This window comes from Streptococcus sp. HMSC062B01 (genome assembly GCF_001811085.1).
Lineage (GTDB): Bacteria > Bacillota > Bacilli > Lactobacillales > Streptococcaceae > Streptococcus > Streptococcus gordonii.
In genome coordinates, this window is the sequence record NZ_KZ672765.1 from 61,737 (window position 1) to 84,372 (window position 22,636).

The following is a 22,636-nucleotide window of genomic DNA, read 5'->3' on the forward strand; positions in this document are numbered from 1 at the left end:
TCGTGATTTACTGTTTCTCAAATCGTTATATTCAATTATACAAACTGGGATTTTTAGATTTTAACCCTTACGGAAAATAAAACGGGCTATTATATTGAAGTATGTTCTATAACATTATAGTTTAATGCAAAGTGTAGCGATATAGTCATTTCCATAACGTGATAATCTATTTCTTTTATCACATGATTCATAAAAATCTATCATAGCGAGACCATTTTTAAGTTGTCCTCTAATCTGAGTTTCTAAGGTATGGCTAAATTCATATCCATATTCTGGATTTATGGTTATCTTGCCTTCCTCTTCAAGCTCTTTTGAATTAAAAGGTATTGAAAACTTTAAAAGTAATTCCTCATCGGGTTTGTTCCATACAGTGTCAGCATCATACATGTATATCCAAGGATTCATAAATCCGACCATTAACAATCCACCCTTTTTCAATACTCGAGAGGCTTCTTTATACATGTTTTCTAAATCTTCTATATATACATTTGAAACCGGGTTAAAAATAATATCAAAAGTTTCATCTTCAAAGGGAAATGCTTTTGTCATATCGCCTTGAACCGTATTGATTTTTAAGCCTTCTCTTTTAGCAACCATCTCGTCTCTTTCTAATTGTGATTTAGAAAAATCCATTATGGTCACATCATAACCTTTTGCAGCAAAAACGGGTCCCTGCTGTCCACCACCACAAGCTAAACCCAATATCTTTTTCCCGTTGGCTTTTTCAAACCATTCTGTTGGAACTTTTTTCCCAACAGTTAATGCAACAGAAATTGGATGTTTTCTAACTTCTTCTAATTCTTCATGTGTCAATGGCTCAGTGTAGTCGTTTTTTACATTATTCCATCTATCTTCATTTAATTTTATATAATTATTCATCTTACAACTTCCTCGTAATTTTATATTATTTCGATTTAAGTTGAATATGTTGCCATTACATTTTTCTCACATCTACAAATTCCAATTTGACGCACTGTAGATGATCCTCACTTTACATACTACATCTGGAATGCGGTTATCCAAAAACATATTCCGGCTATAAGTGAAATCGGAGTCATTACATATTTTTCTTTCTTACTTTTTGAAATCATGTTCATAATCGTATTCAAAGATAGGTAAGCGGCAAAGAAGAAACAAATATATTTAGTAACCTTAAAAGACAGCCACAAGGGAATAAAACCTCCGGCTTGCAAAATAATGATTATGGCAAAAATTTGGATAGCTACCGAAATGACTGCCGCAAGTCTAAATTTCTTAGGCAAGATTTTATGCTGTCCACCCATTGTATATTCGCCCAAAGGCAGACCGCAAGCAACAAGAACTGTCATAATTGCTATAACTCCAAATAATACTGCACCTAATATGGAAAACATAAATCATATTCTCCCTTCGTAAAATACAAAAAATTTCAGTTACAAATCCAACTTTCTTTCACTTAATATTCCTATGAAATTATAAGAAATTCTTATCAAGTGTTCAAGTTTTACAGGTCTTTTTCAAGCTGGTCTATTGATTTCTCTTTTCCTTTGTTCTTCCACCAATCACTCAGGTCGACTAAGGATTGAGTAGCGGAAGGGATGAGAAGGAGGACATAGATATAGACATACTGGCTCTTGGTTTCCCAGAAGAAGTGGAAGAGACCACCCCCCAAGAGAAAGATGAAAGGATAGAGGTCAAAAGGAGTCAGCTTTTTCTCGGCGACGAAAAAATTACGCAAGACAAAGAAACAAGACAGCAGATAGATACTGGCTAGCAGGGTCAAGAGCAGGAAATTAATAATCTGATAACCTTTTCTTTCCTCATAAATGCTGCGCAGGATAGTTGGCTTCATGTATTGCTGGCGCTCAATCTGAGGCCCAGTCCAAATAGACTGAAAAGTCGGCTCAGTCCAGGTCGACTTGACCTTTTCGTAGAAGAATTTCAGCGCATAAGCCGGATGCTTGCTGAAGTGAATCAAAATATCCTTCAAATCCCGAGTGGCCATTTCTGTAGCTAAATTCTCATTGTACTTGTTGCGCTTAAGAATCTTGGTATTGTATGCATCATACCAGCCTCCCAAGGTCTGCCGATTAGGATCATCTCGCAGGCCCATAGTAATATAGGCGATTTTTGGTGTACCGACACCAATCTTGCCCCCAATAAGCTGTTCATAGTAAGCTGTCAGACCCTTGTTTGAAAGGACGATGCCGGCTAAAATCAGGACAATGGCTAGTGGTTTTTTCCAAGACCATTTATAAAAGATGGACAGGAAACAGACCCCAATCAGCATGATAGCAAAAATGATGTAGTTGTTGCGCAGGAGGCAGGCCAGGCTGATGCTAGCAGCTCCCAGCAAGGCATAGAGCAGGTTTCCTTTCTGATCCAGCTTGATAAAAGCATAGAGACTGAGCAGACAGAAGAAGAGCCCAGGAATGGTACCGTAGACAAAGAGAACGAAAAAGAGCTGTGGTAGAAAGAGAAATGTCAGCAGAATCGTGTATTTCTGGATTATTTCTCTGGCATTGAGAAGGGAAGTAATCTTGTAAATCAAGAAATGACTAAGTAGAGTCCAGACGACATTCATGCTAAAGGCAAACTGAGTCGTTGGAGAAATAAAAGCATAAAGTCGCTCCAGAGTCATCAGCCCTAGCTGATGGGGATTGCGGTACATGTAGCTTCCAACGGTTGTCAGTGAGCTGTAATCTCCTCGATTAAAGGCTAGCGCTGCATTGAAAACGTGTTTGGCGTCAGCTCTGATCCGACCATCGTAGGCCGTTATCAGAAAAATCGCTATTGCTATAAAGATGGAAGACAGAATCCAAAAAAGATGCTTGGTCTGAACCTTTTCCAGCAGGGGTCGGATTAAAAAGAGACTGAGGAGAAAGAGCAGAAGGATAGGGTAGAAAAACCAAGGATTACTGACGAATTGGACTCCTTCAGCAATCCTTAAAGGGATGTATGTGTGGGACAGTAGAATCTGCCCGGACAGGAAAAGCAAGGAAATCGCAGTCATGGTCAGAATCAAGAAATAGCCCAGATTGAAAATGATATTTAAAAACTGCCTCATAAGAAGTTGCCTTCTGCTTTGATGAAATAGCGACCTTCTCCCAATTCAATCAGCTCGACTGGCTGAGGATAAAAGCGGTCCATGACCTCTTTTTGGAGGATATCTTCTTTAGGACCTTGGGCTATAATTTCGCCTTCTTTCAGGAGTAGGACATGGTCTAAAGCAGATATAATTTCCTCTACATGGTGGGTGACATAGAGGATAGTTGGTGCTTGGTCCATTTGTGTAATCTTTTTGATTTGATTTAGCAGACGCTCGCGGGCAAAGAGATCCAATCCACTGGTTGCTTCATCCAAGATAAGTAGTTCTGGCTCTTCCATGAGACTACGGGCAATCAGCAAGAGCTGCTTTTCCCCTTGAGACAGACTGGCGTAGCTCCGGCCAATTAAGTCTTGCCCGCCAATGGAGGTCAGTATTTCCCTAGCCTGGTTTAGTTCGGTTTGTCCATAAGCAGCATAGAGAATGCTACTTTTATACTTGCCTGTCAGGACGATTTCTTCGGCGGTGAGATGGCTAGGTAGGCGTTCCGCAATGAAGGAACCAACTACTCCAATCTTAGTTCGCAACTGAGGGATATCACCGGCACCAAATTCCGTACCAAGGACTGTCACCTTTCCTTGGGTCTTCCAATTCTCAGCCATGAGTAGGCGTAAGAGGGTTGACTTTCCTGATCCGTTAAGACCGAGGATGGCCCAATGCTCACCCTTGTTCACCTGCCAGTTGAGATTTTTTAAGATGGTTTGGCCTTGTTTTGCCAAGCTTACATTTTCCAGCTTGATAATCTTTTCCATTTTTATTCTTTCTTTCATTAAATCCCCTCTATTATAACAAAATTTATGGTAAAATAACTGGTAGGAGGAAAAGAATGTTTCATAAGAGTAAGTTATTTTTTTGGACAGTGGAAGTTTTACTAGCAACACTTGTCTTTTTCCTGTGGAGAATGATGGGAGACTTGATTACTCCAGTGATCAGTGTTGTAAATACTATCTTAATCCCTTTTTTAATAGCAGGTTTTTTATATTATATTGCCAACCCTTTAGTGGTCTTTTTGGAAAAATACCTGAAATTAAACCGTGTCTTAGGTGTCCTGCTGACATTGACGATTTTATTTGGGTCTATTGTTTTAGCAGTTATCTACCTCCTACCTATCTTAGTCACTCAGCTGACTAGCTTGATTAATTCGAGCCAAAATCTATATAGTTATGTCTATAGCTGGATTAATGACTTAGCCCAAAATCCTGTATTCAAAAATCTCAATATCCAATCTACCCTGCAACAGCTGAATCTATCTTATATTGATATTCTGCGAAATATTCTAAACGGGGTAACTAACAGCCTGGGCAGTGTGGTATCAGCTGTAATCAATACTATCTTTATCATCATTATGACTCCAATTTTCCTTGTCTATTTCTTACTGGATGGTCATAAGCTCTTGCCAATGCTGGAACGCAGTATTCTAAAGCGAGACAAGCTCAACATTTCTTCCTTGCTGAAGAATCTAAATGCTACAGTTTCACGATATATCAGCGGAATTTCTATTGATGCAGTGATTATCGGTTGCCTGGCCTACATTGGTTATAGCACAATCGGCATTAAATATGCTTTAGTATTTGCTATCTTCTCTAGCTTGGCTAATTTGATTCCTTATGTTGGACCAAGTATTGGTTTGATCCCGATGATCATCAGTCATGCCTTTACAGATCCAAAGAGGATGTTGATAGCTGTCATTTATATGCTGATTGTTCAGCAGATTGATGGGAATATCCTCTACCCTCGGATTGTAGGAGGGGTTATGAAAGTCCATCCGATTACTATCATGGTTCTCTTGCTCTTGTCTAGTAACATCTATGGTATTATCGGAATGATTGTAGCTATTCCGACCTATTCCATCATCAAAGAAATTGTAAAATTCCTAGCTAACCTTTATGACAATCATAAAGAAGCTCAGGAGATTAAGAAGAATGAAGAATTTGGAATTATAAAAAAATAGGAGAAAGGAATCTTTCTCCTATTTTTTTATTTGAATTTTTATAACACGAAACAGTATATTTATGCTAAAATGGTAGTAATAGGATAAAGGAGGTATGGTCATGGTAACACGTCGTAAATTTTCCCCACAAGAAATAAGGAAAAATTCTTCTTATTTTTCCCCTCTGAAGACTATCGTGGAAACAGCCTTTTATGAGAACCAGGTTCAGTCTATCAAAACGGTAGAAGAAGCCTACCAGTTAGCTTCAGCAGCAGCTGGAACAGTGGTCTTAGATATGCCTGTGATTCATACAAAGGAGTTGGGGCTTCCTTCTTATGCACGGGTTTTACTGACGAATTCCGGAGCGGTCGTTGGACGAACGGCAAAGGCTAGAAGGATTTATGGTAGAGATAGTCAAGAAGATGAAACTTTACTTTTTCTAGTTCGTAGTGCTATTTACCAAGCTCATCATAGAGATTTTTACAAAGCGGATGCTGTTGTTGGGCTGGATGAAGACTTTATGGTCTGTGCCCACCTCATGGTTCCTAAAGAAGAAATAAACAATCTCTATTCATGGCTACTAAATTTCCAAATTTTAGATGAAGAATTTAAGAACCGTCTGAGAATTTCAAAAAAATATGAGGAAAATGATATCTTTGTCTTTTTTGATCCCAAGTGGAAGCATCCAGAATATCCAGATGGTCTTGTCTACTTTGATACTAATCACAACTGTGCAGTTATTTTAGGTTTGAATTATTTTGGAGAATTGAAAAAAGCCACTCTGACTTTGGCCTGGGCAACTGCTGCTAGAAATGGCTACGTAGCTTGTCACGGTGGTCTGAAAATTTTTAAGCAAAATAATGATAAAAAAGATTTTGTTGCTTCATTTTTTGGTCTATCTGGTTCTGGAAAATCCACTCTTACGCACGCCAAACATGGTCAAAAATATGACATCAAGGTTCTCCATGATGATGCCTTTATTATCTCTATCAAGGACGGATCTTCAATTGCCTTAGAGCCATCTTATTTTGATAAGACGAGTGACTATCCAACTGGACATAGGGAACAAGATTTCTTTATCACTGTGCAAAACTGCGGAGTGACCCTAGACGAAAATGGGAGAAAGATGTTAGTTACTGAAGATATCCGCAATGGAAATGGACGAACGGTCAAATCTCGCTTTTCGACTCCAAATCGAGTGGATCGAATTGACGAAGCTATCAATGCTATTTTCTGGATTATGAAAGATGACTCTCTACCACCTCTAGTCAGAATTCACGATCCTTTGATGGCCTCCACGATGGGTTGTACCTTGATGACCAAACGCTCCAATGCAGAAAATGTTCTGGGGTTGCATGATGAGTTGGTGATTGAACCTTATGCAAATCCTTTTCGTGTCTATCCTTTAGTAGAAGACTACCGAAAATTCTGTCGTTTATTTGAGTCGGGAGTATCCTGTTATATTATCAATACTGGGTCTTACATGGGGAAGGCTGTCTCAAAGGAAGTATCTTTAGATGTCATTGAGCAGGTAGTGGATGGGACAGCAGATTTCAAACCCTTTGGTCCTATAGTAGGCTTTGATTATCTTGAATACGAGGGATATCCCCTTCCTAATTTTGATAATGCTTATAAGAAATTGATTCGAGAAAGAATGCAGATTCGGCTAAACTTTTTGTTGGCCTTTAACCAAAAGTATCCTCAGACTGCCCTACCAGTTGGAGCAATTTCAAGACTGGAAAAGGTTTTACAAGATCTAGAATCCTAATCAGAACACAAGCTTCCATAAAATACGTGTGCACGAAACTCAAAAATATGTTATAATCAGGGTTGATTATACTTTTTAGGAGAGGAAACTCATGGAAGACCCCAGCAGTCAGACCCTTTTGTTACAGTTTTTATTATTAGTCGTTTTAACCTTTTTAAATGCTTTCTTTTCCGCGGCAGAGATGGCCATGGTGTCACTCAATCGGGCGCGTGTTGAGCAAAAAGCAGAGGAAGGTGATATAAAGTACATTCGCCTCTTACAGGTTTTAGAAAATCCCAATAACTTTTTATCTACTATTCAGGTAGGTATTACCCTCATCAATATCTTATCAGGGGCTAGCTTTGCTGATACTCTCGGTCGTGTATTTTCAAGTTTGATGGGCAATTCTAAAACAGCGCATGCCATAGCATCTTTTCTAGCCTTGGCGCTTTTGACCTATGTTTCTATTGTATTTGGTGAGCTTTATCCTAAGCGGATCGCACTCAATCTAAAGGATGATTTGGCTGTTAGAGCAGCTCCTTTTATCATCTTTTTGGGCAAGCTCGTCAGTCCCTTTGTCTGGCTTTTGTCGGCCTCAACTAATCTGTTAAGTCGCATTACGCCGATGAAGTTTGATGATGCAGATGAAAAGATGACCCGAGATGAGATTGAGTATATGCTGACCAAGAGTGAGGAGACCTTGGATGCGGATGAGATTGAGATGCTACAGGGGATTTTCTCGCTGGATGAGCTAATGGCGCGTGAACTAATGGTGCCACGTACTGATGCCTTTATGGTAGACATTCAGGATGATACCAAGGAAATCATCGAAAGCATTCTCAAACAGAGTTTCTCGCGGATCCCTGTCTATGATGGGGATAAGGACAATGTCATCGGCCTGATTCATACCAAGCGACTGCTTAATGAAGGATTCATCAATGGTTTTGACAATATCGTTCTGCGCAAGATCCTGCAGGAGCCACTCTTTGTACCGGAGACTATGTTTGTCGATGATTTGCTCAAGGAGTTGCGTAACACGCAAAATCAAATGGCAATTCTCTTAGATGAATATGGCGGTATGGCTGGTCTGGTCACGCTTGAGGACCTCTTGGAGGAGATTGTTGGTGAGATCGATGATGAGACTGACAAGGCTGAGATCGAAGTTCATGAAATTGGTGAGAATACCTACATTGTCATAGGAACTATGACCCTCAATGACTTTAATGAATATTTTGAAGTTGAAATTGAAAGTGACGATGTGGATACGATCGCGGGTTACTACTTGACTGGTGTAGGAACTATTCCAGATCCAAAAGAACGCATCAGCTTTGAGGTGGAGAGTCAGAATAAGAAACTGGTTTTAACCAATGACAAGGTTAAAAATGGCCGTGTCACAAAGGTTAAGGTAGAAATTTCTGAACAAGTAGTAGTAGATGAAGAAGCTACTAAATAGTTGCTTATGTGTAAATGAAACAGACTTTCGATAAAGAAGGTCTGTTTTTGATTGTCAAAATGGAATAAACTGCAAAACCAAACGGAAAAACAAACAAGTGCACTTGCGTAAACATCCTCAAGTTTCTGTTTAGTCAACTTTTATGATACACTGCATATAGAAAGACATGGTATTTTCTATGATGAAACGAGTAAAAACAATTTTCTTATCTCTGCTTTGCCTTTTTGTGCTTGCAATCGGAGCTAAGTTTTTCATGGACAGAATGAAAGTGGATAATCTCTACCGGCACGGTTTTCAACTTTATGAAGAACAAATCGCGACCTACCTAAAAGAGCATTACATCGGTATCAGTAAAATCGAATTTTCACCGATTTTTATTACTGGTGGAAAGGGAGAAAGTTTTTTACAAGGCCGTGTAGTTCCAGTAGTTTATGATACTTATGGAAATAAAGTCTATCTACGAAATGATGGTTTTGTTGATAAGGTTCTTGTGGATTATAGTATGGTATTTGGAACTGATTTGGAATTCAATATTAATGATGGATCGGAAATTATTAATTTGAGAGATGATAAAAGAAGACACAATAGTGTCATTAGTGGACAACCTCTACCTGAAAAATTGAAATGGGTAGACCACGAGACAACAGATGAAGCAATGTATGCTTTTTCTCGTGAAGGGTATCTAAAAGGTGTTGAAAAAAATAGTCAAGGTAGCCCCAAAGCTGAGATTGTCTATAATTTAGAAATTAGACGCGTACAGGGAAGGGAGTTTTATGAATGGAAGTAACACACCAGCACATTCAACCATTTAAGCTTTTTTCAAGAATTCTATAAGTCTTCCTTAAGCTTTGCTGGTTATACTATATTCATCTTAAAAGAAAAGAGGACAGTCCAATGACAATAAATAATCATAGCTCCCCAACCTTTTCACTTTTCCCCACTCAAGAAACATAAGTAGTAAAAAGCAAAAGCAAAAGTAGCAAATAAAACATTTTAAAAAAATTTTTTCATCTAAATCTCCTAAATTAAATAAATAAATCTGAAAGAGCTGGAAGTTTACAACTTCCAGCTCTTTTTCTTAGTTGTGCCTTTTGGCAAAATCAACAAAGCGAAATTTATCGAGTTTGTGTCTGCTGTCTGTGAACTGAAATTGCTGCCCGTTCGCTAAATAAACCTGAGATTTGACGGAAACGACATGGTTTTCTCTCTCAATATCGAGCAAAATTTTATCTCGACTGGTCGCATGATCAATGGTGATTTCCTTTTTAGCATAGTCGATGCTAAGTCCAAGATCATTTTCAATGAAATGATAGATAGAATGCTCTGCAATTTCTCTCGTCATCGTAGGAACAAGCTCTTTATCTAAATAATCAATATCAAGGACAGAAGCAACCTGGTCAACAACTCTTTGTCGAATGATTCGCCAAACCAAGCGATATTCTGGGAAACCAGTTAGCTTGGCAAGTTTTTTATCTACAGTTATTTTTTCTAGGCTGATGACATTGGTTTTAGAATCTAGTTTATTTTGTAGGACGAGTTCTTGGTAGCTAGTCAGATTGGAGATTGGGAAATTGATGTGTTCCTGTTTGATGATTTTGGATCCTTGTCCCTTAAATTTTTGGATTAATCCTTCTTTTTGAAGTTGCTCTAGAGCCTTTCGGACAGTATCACGGCTGACCTTATAAATCTGAGTTAATTCATTCTCACTAGGTAAAAATTCGCCAACGGAGTATTTCTCGCTCAAAATATCTTGCTCAATTAGTTTGAATAATTGTTGGTATTTTTTCATGATTAACCTACTTGTTTTGTTTTTATCATACAACTACTGAAATTTTAACAAAAAACAAGGAATGTTTCAACGGACATCTTGCATACAACTTTGGTATCGTTTACAATATTTGTTAGAAAGCAGTTAGGAAACTAACAAATAAATATAAGGAGAGTGCTGGTTTTCCAGCCAATAATCAAATGGGCAAATTTGAAAAAGAGGCGAAAGTCTTATTGGACGCCATTGGTGGTAAGGAAAATGTGTCTGCAGTAACCCACTGTGCCACTCGGATGCGTTTTGTACTTATTGATGAGAAAAAAGCTGATGTAAAAGCTATTGAAGAAATTGGAGCTGTCAAAGGGACCTTTACGAATGCAGGGCAATTCCAGGTTATTATTGGAAATGATGTGCCAATATTTTATAATGATTTTACAGCTGTCTCAGGAATTGAAGGTGTTTCAAAAGAAGCAGCTAAGGCTGCAGCTAAGATCAATCAAAATGCGGTTCAGCGCGTCATGACCATGCTAGCTGAGATTTTTACTCCAATTATTCCAGCGATTATCGTTGGTGGTTTGATTCTTGGCTTCCGTAATATCCTAGAAGGTGTGCAAATTCAAGCTTTTGGTCAAAAAGTCGTTGATGGTGTACTTCAGTTTACTAAAGATGGAGAGCCGATTTATAAAACGATTGTGGATGTATCAAAGTTTTGGGCTGGAGTAAACCACTTCCTTTGGTTGCCAGGTGAGGCGATTTTCCAATTCCTACCAGTCGGAATTGTTTGGTCCGTGAGTCGTAAGATGGGGACTAGCCAGATTCTTGGGATTGTTTTGGGGATCTGTTTGGTGTCTCCTCAGCTCTTGAATGCTTATTTAGTAGCAGGAACACCACAATCAGAAATTGCTAAAAATTGGGTTTGGGATTTTGGATTCTTTACGGTGCAACGGATAGGCTACCAAGCTCAGGTTATTCCAGCTTTATTAGCAGGGCTTTCCTTGTCTTATTTGGAAATCTTTTGGAGAAAACGGATTCCAGAAGTTGTTTCCATGATTTTCGTGCCTTTCCTATCTCTCTTGCCAGCGATCATCTTGGCTCACACAGTTTTGGGGCCAATTGGTTGGACTTTAGGTCAATGGCTATCTACGATCGTTCTTGCAGGTCTAACTGGTCCTGTTAAATGGCTCTTTGGGGCTGTCTTTGGAGCTCTCTATGCGCCTTTTGTTATTACAGGTTTGCATCACATGACCAATGCGATTGACTCCCAGTTAGTGGCAGATGCGGGTGGTACTGGACTTTGGCCAATGATTGCTCTGTCAAATATTGCGCAAGGATCTGCTGTTTTTGCTTATTATTGGATGAATCGTCATAATGAAAAGGAAGCGCAAATTGCTCTTCCAGCTACGATTTCTGCTTATCTTGGCGTAACTGAGCCAGCTCTATTTGGGGTAAACGTAAAATATATCTATCCTTTTGTAGCAGGAATGATGGGTTCCTCCATTGCAGGTCTTTTGTCTGTAAGCTTTAATGTGAAGGCAAATGCTATCGGAGTCGGTGGACTTCCAGGTATCTTGTCAATCCAACCAAAATATATGTTAGCCTTTGCTGCGATTATGCTAGTTGCAATTGCTGTTCCATTTGTACTGACCATGCTCTTCCGTCGCTTGGGTCTCTTTACCAAAGTAGAAGATGAAGCAGTCAAAACACCACAAGCTGAAGCCCTGTCAGAAGCAAAAAAATCTGCACCTTTAGCTGACTTGGTTGAAATTGCAAGTCCCTTATCTGGCCAAGTGAAAGAACTTAGTCAAGCAACAGATCCGGTCTTTGCTCAAGGAGTTATGGGACAAGGTGTCCTGATTGAACCGAGCCAAGGAGACTTGCTTGCCCCGGTAGACGGCGTTGTATCGGTTCTATTTCCAACCAAGCACGCTGTAGGTATCGTGTCTGATCAAGGTGTAGAAATGCTTATGCACATTGGTATGGATACGGTGAATCTTGAAGGCAAAGGTTTTACAGCTCATGTTAGCCAAGGAGACCGAGTAAAAGTTGGCGATAAATTAATCAGTTTTGATATTGATGTGATTAAAGATGCTGGTTATGTGACAGAAACTCCGGTCATCATTACCAATCAGGATCAATACCAAGCGGATGCATTGGGCAGTTTGCCTCGCCAGATAGCTGTTGGAGACGCCCTGATGACAGCAACAAAAATTTAAGAATTACATGATGGAAGTTGGGCTTCTCTTGTGAGACGGGGCTTCCAGAATCTTGAGGGTGGGATGAGAAATTCTATTCCTTTCAAGGAATGAAATATTCGTCCCACCTCTTTTATATTCAAAAGAAGGAAAAACATGGCATTAGATAAAACAAAGGTAGTCTACCAAATTTATCCAAAATCTTTTAAAGACACGACAGGGAACGGAGTGGGAGATTTTCGTGGGATTATTGAGAAACTTCCTTACCTAAAGGAGCTGGGAGTGGACATGATCTGGCTCAATCCTTTCTATCCGAGTCCACAGCGGGATAATGGGTATGATATTTCTGATTACACTGCGGTCGACCCTATCTTTGGAGATATGGCAGATTTTGAAGAGATGGTCAAGGTCGGCCAGCAGCATGGTATTGACTTTATGCTGGACATGGTTCTAAACCACTGCTCGATTGAACATGAGTGGTTTCAAAAGGCGCTGGCTGGAGATTCCTACTATCAGGACTTCTTTATCCTGCGAGATGAGCCGACGGACTGGCTGTCCAAGTTTGGTGGTAGTGCCTGGGCGCCGTTTGGCGATACGGGTAAATATTATCTGCACCTTTTTGATGTCACCCAAGCAGATCTCAATTGGCGCAATCCCAATGTTCGTCAAGAGCTTTTTAATGTGGTGAATTTCTGGCGGGACAAGGGCGTCAAAGGATTCCGCTTTGATGTGATCAACTTGATTGGTAAGGACGAGGTATTGGAGGACTGCCCAGAAAATGACGGCAAGCCAGCCTATACGGATAAGCCAATCGTGCATGACTATCTGCACATGATGAATGCAGCAACCTTTGGGAAAGACGATTCCTTTATGACGGTTGGTGAGATGAGCGCAACGACGATTGAAAATTGCATCCTTTACACTGCACCAGACCGGCAGGAACTGTCTATGGCCTTTAACTTCCACCATCTCAAGGTGGACTATGAAGCTGGACAGAAATGGACGCTTAAGGCTTTTGACTTTGAAGAGTTAAAACGTCTCTTCCATACTTGGGGCAAGGAAATGAGCGATCATGGTGGCTGGTCAGCCCTTTTCTGGAACAACCATGATCAGCCGCGAGCTCTTAATCGCTTTGTTGATGTAGAGAATTTCCGCAATGAAGGGGCAACCATGTTGGCTGCTAGTATTCATCTGTCGCGCGGGACGCCTTATATCTACATGGGTGAGGAGATTGGCATGGTGGACCCTGACTACGACTCCATGGAAGATTATGTGGATGTCGAGTCTGTCAATGCTTATCAGAGTCTGCTTGCTGAAGGGCAATCACCAGAGGAAGCCTTCAGGATTATTAAGGCCAAATCTCGTGATAATTCTCGGACGCCTATGCAGTGGAATGATTCAGTCAATGCAGGTTTTACAACAGGAACCCCATGGCTAAAGGCTGGCAAATCCTATCCTCTTATTAATGTGGAAAACGAAATCAAGGGACCGATCTTTAGCTTTTATCAGAAATTGATTGCCTTGCGTAAGGAACTGCCCATCATAGCAGAAGGTGGCTATCAGCCAGCCTATGAGGACAGTCCCCAGGTCTATGCCTTTGAGCGGGAGTGGCAAGGACAAAAGCTTTTGGTTTTGAATAATTTTTATATGGATCCAATTACAGTGGATATCTTACCAGATTATCAAACTGGCCAGGTCCTTTTATCCAATTACGGCAGGACTCAGATTGACCATATTCTGACTCTACAACCGTATGAAACGCTAGCTATTCTTGTTAATTAAAAATACTATTTTGTAGTGAGGAAAGCTGAATTCCAGATATCAGTTTTCTTCGCTGTTTTTAAATATTAACTGATTTAACAAAAACTGATAGGTAGGAACGAAAGAAAGTAAGAATTAAGGAAAGCGTTTGCGAAAATATTTTTTTTTCTTTATAATGTAAATTGTATAGTCATTAAGTTTCAAAAAGAAATGGAGAAATTTATGAAGAAACAAGCTTATCAAAAGCGTCTTTTATACTCAGTAGCAGTATTAAGTGCTTTTCTGCCTTTGCTTTCCTTGGCTGTTCCTGTCGGAGCTGAAGAGACTGAAACTTCTTCGAGTTCAGCTCCAGCAACTGTTGCAGAAAGTTCAGCAGTCAGTGAGTCAACAGCTAGTAGTTCTGCAGAAAATACAAATTCTTCAGGAGATTCAAGAACTACATCTGCTGAAGAAGCAGATAAAAAAGAAGAGACAGTTGCTGCACAAGCCGTATCAAGCACTGCAGAGATTGTTGCCAATCTAGGAACGATTCAAGGTGAATCGCAAGTATCTCCTTATCAGGATAAAGATGTCCGAGTTTCAAATGTTGTTGTTACAAAGACAGACCGTTATGGATTTTATGTTCAAGATGTGACGCCTGATGGGAATAGCAAGACTTCAGATGCGATTTATGTTGTTTCCAAAGAACAAGTCGACGTTGGAGATAAATTAACTCTTGAAGGCCGAGTAAAAGAAGGCTACATGGAAGAGCTCAGCATTCGCCAAGGACAAACTTTTAACAAGCCAAGTGGCAGTTTGACCGTCACGATGCTGGAGGCTTCAACAGTTACTAAGGATGGTAAGGCTGACCTACCTGCTCCTGTTGATATTGTAGATAAGATGCCTCAGGATACAGTAGATAATGATGTGAATAACTATCAGCCGGAAAATGAAGCTTTGGACTATTGGGAAAGTTTAGAAGGCATGTTGACGACAATCAAAAAACCACATGTCTTAGGGCCACAGTATCGAGGAGATATTTATGTTTTACCTGAGGGTTACCAGGCTCTTCCTTTAAATAATATCGGTGGTGTCAATCTACGTCCGAACGCCCAAAATACAGCGACCATCCCTGTCTACGTTGGAAATAAATTCATTGCCAAGGCCAAGGACTATTTCAATGGTGATGTGGTTGGAGTGGTTACCTATCGTGGCAAAATTTATAAACTAGATCCAACACAATTACCTGATTTGGTAGACGGTGGTCTTCAAAGACAGATTTCTCCTCTCTATCCTAGCGAAGATAAGTTAACGATTGCTTCTTACAATATTGAAAATTTCTCTGCCAATACACAAAAAGGTGAAACACCTGACGAAAAGGTGACCAAAATTGCTAATTCCTTTATCAATGAAATTCACAGTCCAGATATCATCACGCTCATCGAGGTTCAAGATGATAACGGTAGCGTTAATGATGGAACGACCAGCGGTGTGAAGAGTGGTGAAAAACTAGCAGCCCGAATCAAGGAGTTGGGAGGAAAAAACTACAAATATACTGAAGTTGCACCTCTTGATGGCCAAGATGGTGGTAAACCTGGATCTAATATCCGTGTAGCCTTTCTTTATAACCCAGATCGTGTAAAACTAGTTGAAAAAGAAGCCGGTAAGAGTGATGAAGCAGCTAGCTTCTCAGGTGGCCATCTAGTTAAAAATCCAGCCCGGATCGATCCAACGAATCCTGCTTTTACTAAGGTTCGTAAATCTTTAGCAGCTGAATTTGAATTTAAGGGACAACATGTTGTTGTTATTGCCAACCACTTGAAATCCAAGCTAGGTGATGATGCTGTATATGGCTCAAACCAGCCGGCTGTCCAACATACCCAAGCTGCCCGGATCGAAGAGGCTAAAATATTAAATAATTTTGTTCAAGAAGGCTTAAGACAAAATCCAAATCTTAAGTTTGTCCTGACTGGGGATTTCAATGACTTTGAATTCTCTGAAACCGCTAAAGCTATTGCAGGAAATGAACTCATTAACCTTATGCAGGAACATGATGCAGCTGATCGCTATTCATATTTCTACCGTGGCAGCAACCAAAGCTTAGATAATATTTTCATCTCTAAGAACCTAGCTGGTAAAGCGATTTTTGCGCCTGTCCATATCAATGCTTCTTTCATGGAAGAACATGGCAGAGCTTCGGACCATGATCCAGTAGTGGTACAGTTAGACTTCTCAAATCAGACTAACCAGCCAGATACATCTTCTTCATCTAGCTCGTCCAATCAGGGATCGAATCATACTGTTCCAAGCACTAGCAACAGCCAAACAGATTTATCTAGTCAAGATAAGGGAGAAAGTTCAAGTCAAGCTTCTTCATCTGATACAAGTCAATCCAAGCAGGTTGGTCAAGAAGCAACCAATCAAAAAGACAAAAAAACAACAGATAAGCATTCAGGTGAAAACAAAAAGAGTTTGCCTGCTACAGGTGAACAAAGAGGCCATTGGGTAGCCTTTGGTTTCTTAGTCTTAATCTTTGCTTATCCATTATCTAGAAAATCAAAAAAGTCATCTAACCTAGAGTAAACTCTAAGCATCTTCGACACCCATCTATTCTTAGCTGAATAAGTATTTTAGGCTGAAAACAAGGTAACAGTAGTAGTTCATCATTGTAACTATGACCTGCCTCTTGAGCCTAAGTATCAGTCATTTAGGATAGACTCGCTATATCTTCTTATGGTAATCAGTGGATCAATAAGATGATCCAGTTTGCCATAAGCTTGATATAGCTTTTTATTTTGAGTTTGTTTGAAGATAGGTGCCTAGCAAAAGAGCTCTTTGTGAAAGCAATTTAGAAAATGCTTGAAAATCCAAGGAAATTATTTTATAATGAAGTGATAGTTTTGTTATAAAACGATCCTGTTGTTGTATTTTTTTTTTGGAAAAGGAGATGATAAAATGAATAAAAAAATCTTGATGATGATTTTTCTTCCCCTAACTCTACTATTCAGTTTATTTGTTACTCAAGGAAATAAGGTCTTTGCTACAGAACATGGAGATGTCATTACTCGGATGTATCTGACAGATAGCAAAGGAAACGAGCTCACTTCTTCTGATGTTGATCAGTGGCAAGAATTTCGTATTAATGTGGAGTTTAAATTACACAATAATGAAATAAAGGCAGGAGACACAACGGATGTTCAACTGCCGGATGTTGTTACTTTAGCAAGTACTGGTAGCTTTGACATAAAAGACCAAGATGGAAATGTTGTTGCCAAGGCAGTTGTAGATCAGCAAACAAAAGTAGTAACGATTACATATGAACCTTATGTTGAAACACATTCGGATGTAAAAGGAACCTTTTATTTTTATGTCCGTGCGGATCATAATGTGATTAAGAAAGCAAAAGAAGTACCAATTGATATCACAGTTGGAGGGAAACTTTTCCCAGCAGGTAAGATTAACTTTACTGGAATTGGTCAAGCTAAAAAAGAAGACTTAAACAAAGTTGGTTGGCAGGATGAAGCTGAGCCAACAATTGGACGCTATTCGATTTCAGTCAACAGAAGCGGAAAAGCTATGTCTGGTGTAAAAATAGCAGACGTTTTAAAAATTCCAGGTGCTACTTATAAACAAGATACTTTCCGAGTTTATAAGGGAGTTTGGGCCTTCCGCGATGGCGATTGGGTTTTAGATAACGCTGTAGACATTACAGGCCAAACTACTGTGAACTTTACTGATGATAATTTTTCTGTTCAATTACCAGATCTTTCGGCTAATGAAGGAATTCGGATTAATTACTCGGTTCAACTGCCATATGCACCTTCAGATGGCGAAAACTTTTTAAATGCAGCTACTTTGACAACGACAAACGGAGTTGAAGACAGCCGCAATTCAACTTATACATATTACCTAGGTCATGGCGAGGCAGAAGGCTACACTTATAAAATTCAAATTAAAAAAGTATCAGATGATGGTTCAGCTTTGCCAGGTGCTAAATTTGATATTATTCGTGATCGTTCTGGTCAAGTAGTTGCTCAAGTAGTGACAAACGACCAAGGTATTGCAGAAGTCAGCAATCTCTTGAAAGATGACTATACAATTAGAGAGACAGAAGCCCCTGCTGGATATGAGTTGGCGGACGATGTTAAAGTAAGTCCGGACGACTTTGATAGCACTCTTAAAATAGCTTCAAAAACAATTGTTGATAGAAAACAATCTTCTGCATCTGCTCAGCTGATGGCTCAAAAAGTCATGATTGGTCGTGATCTAAATGGCGGCGAGTTCTTCTTCACCTTGTATGATAAGAATGGAGCTGAAATTGAGACTGTTAATAATGCGGCTGATGGCTCCATTAAATTCTCACCTTTAACTTTTACAAAAGCTGGAACTTATACTTACACAATCAGAGAAAAATCTGGCAATATCAGTGGGGTCGTATATGACTCATCTGTAATAACTGCTAAAATTAAAGTAAAAGCCGATAATCAAGGCAAGTTGGTGGCAAAAGTTAGCTATGACGATAACAAAAAACAGTTTACCAATACCTATGTCCCAGGTTCAACAACAGCTCAATTAAAAGTTAAGAAATTCTTAACAGGTCGTGACTTGAAAGATGGCGAGTTCTCATTTGAACTAAGAGATGCCAAAGGTAAGGTAGTTGAAACAGTTAAAAATAAGGCAGATGGAAGTGTAGATTTCAAGACTCTGGCCTTTACTAAAACTGGAACATACACGTATACAATTCGCGAAGTGAAGGGTGATGCACAAGGCATTACTTATGACAATAGCGAAATTAAAGTAACGATTACTGTAACGAATGAGAATGGCAATCTTCTTTCAACAGTTTCTTATGAGGGAGGAAAAGATAGCTTTACCAACAGTTACCAACCACCGAAAAATCCTAAATCAAAAACTCCATCAAGCAAGGACAGCAAGAAAGAACTTCCAAATACAGGTTCGTCAGACAGCAAATTTATCTTTGTAGTAGGACTTGCAACGCTTATGCTTCTTGGTTTGGTTTGGAAGAAAAAACATAGTTAAGAAGAAAACATAAAGAGGGGTAACCCTCTTTTTTCTTGGAATAAAGAGGGAGAGAAGGTGGTTTGATTTTTATAATAGAAAATTTTAGCCTAGAACTTGAAAAGATTAGTTTCTTGTGTCAGAGATGAGAATAAAAGTAGAGACTTATCTGTTGTAAGACAATGAAAATGAAACTGAAAAACAGTTTGTTTTCTAAAAAATAGACAAATGGAGTCATTTTTATCATTAATCGTGTTATAATAAAAATAGTTATAAAACGTTTTCAGAGTGAAGAGGTTGTGTTATGGTTGAAGAGAAAAATGAAGAAACTGTTGATTATGGAAAGGTAACTGGCATGGTTCACTCTACCGAGAGTTTCGGTGCTGTTGATGGACCGGGTATCCGTTTTATTGTCTTTTTGCAGGGCTGCCATATGCGCTGCCAGTATTGCCATAATCCAGACACATGGGAGATGGAGACCAACAAATCTCAGCTGCGGACGGTGGATGATGTCTTGCAAGAAGCCCTCCGTTATAAGGGCTTCTGGGGCAATAAAGGCGGTATCACCGTCAGTGGTGGAGAAGCCTTGTTGCAGATTGATTTTTTGATTGCCTTCTTTACCAAGGCTAAGGAGCTGGGCATTCACTGTACATTGGATACCTGTGCCCTACCTTTTAGAAATACGCCTCGCTACCTGAAAAAATTTGACAAGCTTATGGCAGTGACGGATTTAGTCTTGCTAGATATCAAGGAGATTAATGAAGAACAGCACAAAATTGTGACCAGCCAGACCAACAAGAATATCTTGGCTTGTGCCAAGTACTTGTCTGACATTGGAAAGCCAGTCTGGATCCGTCACGTCTTGGTGCCAGGATTAACTGACCGAGATGATGACTTGATTGAGCTAGGTAAATTTGTAAAGACGCTGAAGAATGTTGATAAGTTTGAAATTCTACCTTACCATACCATGGGTGAATTCAAATGGCGGGAGCTGGGCATCCCTTACAAGCTGGAAGGGGTTAAGCCTCCAACAGCTGATCGGGTCAAGAATGCCAAGGAACTCATGCAGACAGAGTCCTATACAGAGTATATGAATCGGGTGCATAATAGCTGATCTGTTTTGAGTATCAATAAAAGGACTGGTGAGTTGACCAGTCCTTTTTTCAAAAAATCTTCTTCTGTTTTTGTGAAATGATTGTAATTGTGGTAAAATAAATGCAATAAAGTTTATATAAAAAAGAGGTTTATCATGTCTAAAATTTTAGTTTTCGGTCACCAAAATCCTGACTCAGATGCTATCGGTTCATCTTACGCTTTTGCTTACTTGGCTCGTGAAGCTTATGGCTTGGATACAGAAGCTGTTGCATTGGGAGAGCCTAATGAAGAAACTGCCTTTGTTTTAGATTACTTTGGTGTAGCTGCACCGCGCGTGATTACATCTGCTAAGGCAGAGGGTGCTGAGCAGGTTATTCTGACAGACCACAATGAATTCCAACAGTCTGTGGCTGATATCGCTGAAGTTGAAGTTTATGGCGTGGTGGACCACCACCGTGTTGCTAACTTTGAAACAGCTAGTCCACTTTACATGCGTTTGGAGCCAGTTGGTTCTGCTTCATCTATTGTTTATCGTATGTTCAAAGAACATGGCGTAGCAGTTCCAAAAGAAATTGCAGGATTGATGCTGTCTGGTTTGATTTCTGATACTCTCTTGCTCAAGTCGCCAACAACTCATCCAACTGATAAGGTCATTGCACCAGAATTGGCTGAGCTGGCTGGTGTCAACTTGGAAGAGTATGGTTTGGCTATGCTTAAGGCAGGTACAAACTTGGCTAGCAAGTCTGCAGAAGAATTGATCGACATCGATGCGAAAACATTTGAGCTCAACGGAAACAATGTCCGTGTGGCACAGGTCAACACAGTTGATATTGCTGAAGTTTTGGAGCGTCAAGCAGAAATCGAAGCGGCTATTGAAAAAGCAATTGCTGACAATGGCTACTCTGACTTCGTCTTGATGATTACAGACATCATCAACTCAAACTCAGAAATTTTGGCTATCGGAAGCAACATGGATAAGGTTGAAGCAGCCTTCAACTTTGTTCTTGAAAACAACCATGCTTTCCTTGCAGGCGCTGTTTCTCGTAAAAAGCAAGTGGTGCCTCAACTGACAGAAAGTTTTAATGCTTAAAGAGCTCATTTGAGGAAATAAGTTACTAGATGAGGGCTATTCCCCTCATACTTAAAAAGGGGTCTCGGCTCCTTTTTTGATAGGCGAGAGAAATGAAGATTCAAGATTTACAAGACGGAGATTTGATTTTTACAGTCGGATCTTCAGAAATTGCTGCTGCAATCCGAGCAGCAACTGGTTCATATAGCCACGTGGCCATCTATTTTAATGGTGAGATTTATCATGCAACCCATGAGAATGGTGTTGTCAATCAAGATTTGTTTGATTTTTTACAGGATGAGGATGTTTATGACGTGTATCGCTATCCAGCTATTGATGCAGATGCTGTCTTTAAAAAGGCCAAATTACACTTAGGAAAACCTTACAATTTCGGCTTTTATTCTCAGTCTGATGGTTTTTACTGTTCGGAGTATATTGCAGAGATTTTGCCAATTTTTGATACGATTCCCATGCAGTTTGGTGATGAGGAAAATCTAATTTCTGATTTTTGGCAGGAGTATTATCGAGAATTGGACTTAGATGTGCCTTTAAATCAGCCCGGGACGAATCCTAGCCAGTTGGCTCAGTCAAGCAAACTCATCTATAAAGGAGAACTCCATGATTAAAATCATCAATCCTAGCCGTTTGACACGCCAGCCTTTTTTTCAGGAGCTAATTGATTATTTAGATCAACGTGAAGAGGTTATTTTGCGGGAGATAAAGCGAGAATTTGTGGGTGTAGCCAATATTGATCGCTCAATCGAGGACTATATCAAAGCTGGCTACATCAAGCGGGAGAATAAGCGATATTACTTATCACTGCCTCTTTTGGAAAGTTTGGAGGATTTGCAATTGGACCAGGAAGTCTTTATACGTGATGATAGTCCCCTCTATCAGGAACTGTTGGAGCTACGCTTTGAGACCCAGCTTTCCAATCAGACTAATGCGGCTGTCTTGCTGGAAGAGACAGATTTTCAGCGGGATGAGCTGACCTTGGCAAATTATTTTTATAAGATGCAGCGCCAATATCCCCTGTCTGATGCACAAAAGCCTCTCTATGCTGTCTTGGGCGATGTCAATCCAGAGTATGCACTTAAGTATATGACGACCTTTCTTCTCAAATATGTCCGCAAGGATGAGCTCATGCAGAAGCGGCGGGACATTTTTGTCGATAGCCTCGTAATCTTGGGCTATATTCGGCAAAACGAAACTGGCAAATACGAGCTAGAGACCAGCTTTGACAAGGAAAAATTAAGTTTTCGTTTGAACTGATGTTTTAAAAGAATCAGAACGTTTGAACTTTAAAAATGAGAGATTTTTCAGTTTAAAAGGAAAAACAAGGAAAGCAGACAGGAGACAGCAAAACAGAAACGAAAGGTCTTGTAGAAAAGACAATCTCCAAAGTAAAAGAAGTCATTGGAGATGCTAAAAATTGCTGTTGAAGGCAAAGTTGAAGGGATTGAAAATAGCTTGAATAAATAAATGTAGTCAAAAAGAGAGTTGACTGTGTACTGACCCCAAAAAGTTAGACAATTAATTTA

General features: G+C 39.7%; 17 protein-coding genes. 12 read left to right on the forward strand and 5 right to left on the reverse strand.

Going from position 1 to position 22,636, the window contains the following annotated elements:
• Positions 1–114 precede the first annotated feature (114 nt).
• The 4 genes from HMPREF2780_RS00690 to HMPREF2780_RS00705 form a co-directional block, all read right to left on the reverse strand.
• On the reverse strand, positions 115–879 hold the full coding sequence (locus HMPREF2780_RS00690; RefSeq protein WP_061596008.1) for a class I SAM-dependent methyltransferase: 765 nt from the start codon (positions 877–879) through the stop codon (positions 115–117).
• Between the two features lie 119 nt (positions 880–998).
• A complete protein-coding gene (locus tag HMPREF2780_RS00695; RefSeq protein ID WP_046165234.1) occupies positions 999–1,373 on the reverse strand; it encodes a hypothetical protein in 375 nt (124 codons plus the stop codon).
• Positions 1,374–1,483: 110 nt separating this feature from the next.
• Entirely contained in the window at positions 1,484–3,046 is a 1,563-nt protein-coding gene (locus HMPREF2780_RS00700) for a beta-carotene 15,15'-monooxygenase (RefSeq protein ID WP_061596007.1), read from the reverse strand.
• Positions 3,043–3,837, reverse strand: a complete 795-nt coding sequence (locus HMPREF2780_RS00705) for an ABC transporter ATP-binding protein (protein ID WP_061596006.1) — start codon at positions 3,835–3,837, stop codon at positions 3,043–3,045. Before HMPREF2780_RS00705 ends, HMPREF2780_RS00700 begins: the two co-directional genes overlap by 4 nt.
• 74 nt (positions 3,838–3,911) lie before the next feature.
• Here HMPREF2780_RS00705 and HMPREF2780_RS00710 point away from each other — a divergent pair, with 74 nt between their 5' ends.
• The 4 genes from HMPREF2780_RS00710 to HMPREF2780_RS00725 all read left to right on the forward strand — a co-directional run bounded on the left by HMPREF2780_RS00710 (position 3,912) and on the right by HMPREF2780_RS00725 (position 9,002).
• Complete coding sequence (locus tag HMPREF2780_RS00710) at positions 3,912–5,036, forward strand: AI-2E family transporter (protein WP_048777575.1); 1,125 nt, start codon at positions 3,912–3,914, stop codon at positions 5,034–5,036.
• 100 nt (positions 5,037–5,136) lie between these two features.
• Positions 5,137–6,783 carry a phosphoenolpyruvate carboxykinase (ATP) gene (locus tag HMPREF2780_RS00715; protein ID WP_048777573.1) on the forward strand — a complete coding sequence of 549 codons (1,647 nt, stop codon included), beginning with the start codon at positions 5,137–5,139 and terminating at the stop codon, positions 6,781–6,783.
• Between the two features lie 91 nt (positions 6,784–6,874).
• Positions 6,875–8,215 (forward strand): hemolysin family protein, encoded by a 1,341-nt coding sequence (locus HMPREF2780_RS00720; RefSeq protein ID WP_048777571.1) that lies wholly within the window; start codon positions 6,875–6,877, stop codon positions 8,213–8,215.
• 253 nt (positions 8,216–8,468) lie between these two features.
• Entirely contained in the window at positions 8,469–9,002 is a 534-nt protein-coding gene (locus HMPREF2780_RS00725) for a hypothetical protein (RefSeq protein ID WP_223359948.1), read from the forward strand.
• 291 nt (positions 9,003–9,293) lie between these two features.
• Here HMPREF2780_RS00725 and treR read toward each other — a convergent pair whose 3' ends face one another.
• Positions 9,294–10,004: a trehalose operon repressor gene (treR, locus tag HMPREF2780_RS00730; protein WP_008809574.1), complete on the reverse strand. Its 711-nt coding sequence runs from the start codon at positions 10,002–10,004 to the stop codon at positions 9,294–9,296.
• Positions 10,005–10,183: 179 nt separating this feature from the next.
• Here treR and treP point away from each other — a divergent pair, with 179 nt between their 5' ends.
• From treP to HMPREF2780_RS00770, 8 genes are all read left to right on the forward strand, one after another.
• Positions 10,184–12,193, forward strand: coding sequence for a PTS system trehalose-specific EIIBC component (gene treP, locus HMPREF2780_RS00735; protein ID WP_061596003.1), 2,010 nt, complete (start codon positions 10,184–10,186; stop codon positions 12,191–12,193).
• 135 nt (positions 12,194–12,328) lie between these two features.
• Positions 12,329–13,954 carry an alpha,alpha-phosphotrehalase gene (gene treC / locus HMPREF2780_RS00740; RefSeq protein WP_048777565.1) on the forward strand — a complete coding sequence of 542 codons (1,626 nt, stop codon included), beginning with the start codon at positions 12,329–12,331 and terminating at the stop codon, positions 13,952–13,954.
• Between the two features lie 201 nt (positions 13,955–14,155).
• Positions 14,156–16,495 (forward strand): endonuclease/exonuclease/phosphatase family protein, encoded by a 2,340-nt coding sequence (locus HMPREF2780_RS00745; RefSeq protein WP_048777563.1) that lies wholly within the window; start codon positions 14,156–14,158, stop codon positions 16,493–16,495.
• 372 nt (positions 16,496–16,867) lie between these two features.
• Positions 16,868–18,952 carry a Spy0128 family protein gene (locus HMPREF2780_RS00750; RefSeq protein ID WP_061596002.1) on the forward strand — a complete coding sequence of 695 codons (2,085 nt, stop codon included), beginning with the start codon at positions 16,868–16,870 and terminating at the stop codon, positions 18,950–18,952.
• Positions 18,953–19,235: 283 nt separating this feature from the next.
• Entirely contained in the window at positions 19,236–20,045 is an 810-nt protein-coding gene (pflA, locus tag HMPREF2780_RS00755) for a pyruvate formate-lyase-activating protein (RefSeq protein ID WP_061596001.1), read from the forward strand.
• A 135-nt stretch (positions 20,046–20,180) separates the two neighbouring features.
• Complete coding sequence (locus tag HMPREF2780_RS00760; protein ID WP_002899779.1) at positions 20,181–21,116, forward strand: manganese-dependent inorganic pyrophosphatase; 936 nt, start codon at positions 20,181–20,183, stop codon at positions 21,114–21,116.
• A 92-nt stretch (positions 21,117–21,208) separates the two neighbouring features.
• Positions 21,209–21,721 (forward strand): YiiX/YebB-like N1pC/P60 family cysteine hydrolase, encoded by a 513-nt coding sequence (locus tag HMPREF2780_RS00765; protein WP_061596000.1) that lies wholly within the window; start codon positions 21,209–21,211, stop codon positions 21,719–21,721.
• A complete protein-coding gene (locus HMPREF2780_RS00770; protein ID WP_061595999.1) occupies positions 21,714–22,367 on the forward strand; it encodes a DUF1803 domain-containing protein in 654 nt (217 codons plus the stop codon). The genes HMPREF2780_RS00765 and HMPREF2780_RS00770 overlap by 8 nt, the downstream gene beginning before the upstream one ends.
• Positions 22,368–22,636: the final 269 nt, after the last annotated feature.